This window comes from Candidatus Electronema sp. TJ, from assembly GCF_048287355.1.
Taxonomy (GTDB): domain Bacteria; phylum Desulfobacterota; class Desulfobulbia; order Desulfobulbales; family Desulfobulbaceae; genus Electronema.
The window spans coordinates 1-2,863 of record NZ_JBLWEP010000186.1; the positions used below are offsets into that span (position 1 = coordinate 1).

The 2,863-nt window shown below is 57.0% G+C and carries 3 protein-coding genes; all 3 read right to left on the bottom strand.

Annotated features, from left to right (window positions below; translation table 11 throughout):
- Positions 1 to 52: 52 nt before the first annotated feature.
- A complete protein-coding gene (gene tsaE, locus ACNKID_RS10965) occupies positions 53 to 544 on the bottom strand; it encodes a tRNA (adenosine(37)-N6)-threonylcarbamoyltransferase complex ATPase subunit type 1 TsaE (RefSeq protein ID WP_417913471.1) in 492 nt (163 codons plus the stop codon).
- Positions 520 to 2,337 carry an extracellular solute-binding protein gene (locus ACNKID_RS10970; RefSeq protein ID WP_417913470.1) on the bottom strand — a complete coding sequence of 606 codons (1,818 nt, stop codon included), beginning with the start codon at positions 2,335 to 2,337 and terminating at the stop codon, positions 520 to 522. The genes tsaE and ACNKID_RS10970 overlap by 25 nt, the downstream gene beginning before the upstream one ends.
- Positions 2,338 to 2,446: 109 nt before the next feature.
- The gene (locus tag ACNKID_RS10975) at positions 2,447 to 2,599 is read right to left on the bottom strand and encodes a nucleotidyltransferase domain-containing protein (RefSeq protein WP_417913472.1); all 153 of its coding nucleotides are present in this window, start codon (positions 2,597 to 2,599) and stop codon (positions 2,447 to 2,449) included.
- Between the last annotated feature and the right edge of the window lie 264 nt (positions 2,600 to 2,863).

Consider the following 2,863-nt stretch of genomic DNA (forward strand, 5'->3'; position numbering starts at 1 on the left):
GTGCTGGATGATTTCGCCTTGGCCGCCCTGCTGATCTCGTGGGCGGGCGGATTCAAGCCGGATCAGGAGCAATGAGGGCGCACAGCTCTGTCCGTCCGTCCCAGCCTGTCAGCCTGCACGCCCTCTCTGTCTCGCTGACCGTTTCCAGAAAGACATCCAGCCGCTGCGCCGGAGTCAAGCTGCCCAGACGTGCCGGCCATTCAATCACCGTCAGGCCAGGGCCGCCAATATAATCAAGCAGCCCTGCCCCTTCCACGTCATCCTCACCTGCCAGCCGCCATAAATCAAGATGGAACAGCGGCAGGCGGCCTCCTTTGTACTCATGCAGCAGGGCAAACGAGGGGCTGCTGACATGCTCCTCCGCAGGCACGGCCAGTCCAGCGGCAATGGCTTGAGTCAGCGTGGTTTTGCCTGCGCCAAGACCGCCATGCAGAAGGATCACGTCGCCGCTGCGGGCCAGCTGCCCCAGCTTTTTGCCCAGCTCCGCTGTTGCCGCCGCATCCGGCAGGGCGATGCGGATCACTTCCCTTGCTCCGTCCACCATGTCCACAGCAGATTATAGGGATTGTAATAGAGCGGCAGCTTGTCCGGCATCTTGAACTTGTTGGCGAAGGCCACCCGATGATAGGCAAGGTACCAGTTCGGCACCATGTAATGGCTGTGCCACAGCACCCGGTCAAGAGCTTTGCAGGCGGCGGTGAGATCACTCTGATTGTCCGCGTAGATCAGCGCGTCCACCAAGCTGTCCACCACCGGCGACTTGATTCCAGCCAAGTTGCCTGACCCTTGCCGCTCGGCGGAGGACGAAGCCCAGTGGTCGCGCTGCTCGTTGCCTGGCGACTGCGACTGACCAACGCTGTGCACCACCATGTCAAAATCGAATTTCTTGATCCGGTCTTCGTACAGGGCCGGATCAATAGTCCGGTATTCGGCCTTGATGCCCAGCTTGGCCAGATTCTTCACATACGGGGCCATCACTCTGTCAAAGAAGGAGCCGGTGAGCAGGATTTCAAACTCGAACGGCTTGCCGTCCTTGGTCAACGCTCCATTCTGCACTGTCCAGCCTTCTTCCGCCAAGAGCTGCTGCGCCTGCTTGAGATTGCCGCGCAGACTGTTCGGCGGCGCAGTGCTCGGCGCGGTCAGCGGCTGCGTGAACACCTCCGGCGGCATGTCGTTTGGGTATTTCTCTTGCAGCGGCTTGAGCAATTTCAGCTCGGCTTCTCCGGGCAAACCTGTCGCCGCCAAGTCGGAATTGCTGAAGTAGGAGTTGTTTCTTGTGTATTGGCCGTAAAAGAGCGCCTCGTTGGCCCATTCAAAATCAAACGCCAGACCCAACGCCTGCCGCACCTTGCGGCTGCTGAACAAGGGCCGCCGGGTGTTGCAGAGAAAGCCCTGCATGCCGGCATTGTTGTGATGCGGAAATTCTTTCCGCACCAGCTTGCCGCTGTCAAAGAGATGGCCAGTCAGATCGCGCTGCCACTGCTTGGCCACGTTCGCCCACATGAAATCAAACTCGCCCGCCTTGAACGCCTCCACGCCCACCACCTGATCTTTGAAATACTTGATCGTGACGGTGTCGAAGTTGAACATCCCTTTGCGGGCCGGGTGATCAGCGGCCCAGTGCTTCGGGTTGCGGGCGTAGGTGATGGTCTTTCCCGGATTGACTTCCTTGACAAGGTATGGCCCGGAACCGAGCGGCGGCAGCATGGGATCAGCCTTGCTTCCCTCGCCGAAGCCGTGCTGCTGGTAAAACTTCTTGCTCAGCACCGGCAATTGAGAGGCGATCAGGTGCAGCTCGCGGTTGACCTTGGCAAAGTTGAAGCGGATCTTCAGCGGCTCCAGCACCTCCGCGCCGCTGATGTCCTGATAGTACATCTGGTAAAAAGGATGCGCCTTGTCGCTCTTCAGCGTCTCGAGGGAGAACTTGACATCCTCCGCAGTCACAGCACTGCCGTCCGCAAACTTGGCCTGCTCGTTCAAGGTGAACGTGACGGATTTCTTGTCCGCCGCCAGCTCGATGTCTTTGGCGATCAGACCGTAGGCGGCAAACGGCTCGTCCAAGCTGCTCACAGCCAGCGTCTCGAAAATGAAGCTGTCCAAGCCGAAGGGCGGCGTACCTTTCAGGGTGAACGGGTTCATCTTGTCAAAGCTGCCAATGTCGTGCAGCGTCAAGGCACCGCCTTTCTTCGCCGCAGGAGAGGTGTAGTCAAACTGCGCATATCCGGCAGGATATTTCAGCTTGCCGTCAATGGACACGCCGTGCGCGGCAAGGCCGTCCTGCGGAGCAAAAAGAGCGAGCGCGGCCAGCAGCAGGCCGGAAAGAAGCGTTTTGAGCATGGGGCAATCCCTTTGTTGAGGTGAGGCGGACAAGCAGTTGTTTCAGCTGGCTGCGCTGACTGCTCGGATCAAACAGAACGCCTCATCATAAAGTGCGGCTGAAGCGCAGTCAAGCGGTCAAAAAAAGGCAGGAGGAGATGTTTTCCATTTCGATCAGAGCAATCAAACTTGGTGCTTCTTCGTAATCAATCAGGACATCTACATCGCTTTCGTTGCACTGCTCTCCTCGGACATAGGAGCAAAATATTCCCAATTTGTTGATTTTGTATTTATTTCAGAAACAATGGGAAGAAAGGTCTGTTGATCGCTTGGCTGAATTACTTCTCAGAAAATTGCGGAAGCAGTAACGCCCTCTCGTTTCATGATTTTTTTTGAATAACAAAAAAGAACAAGGCGAGCCGCTCACGCAACCCGCCTTTCGTTCACCCTACCTGTTCCGCCTCATCTCACTTCGGCGCAATGCCCATTTCCTTGAACCTATCCCACTAATGCCTGAAAGGTGTTAAACTGCTCTCTCCAAGGAGGG

Coding starts and splice junctions, on each gene's coding strand:
- tsaE (WP_417913471.1), bottom strand. CDS start 544: ATGGTGGACGGAGCAAGGGAAGTGATCCGCATCGCCCTGCCGGATGCG.
- ACNKID_RS10970 (WP_417913470.1), bottom strand. CDS start 2,337: ATGCTCAAAACGCTTCTTTCCGGCCTGCTGCTGGCCGCGCTCGCTCTT.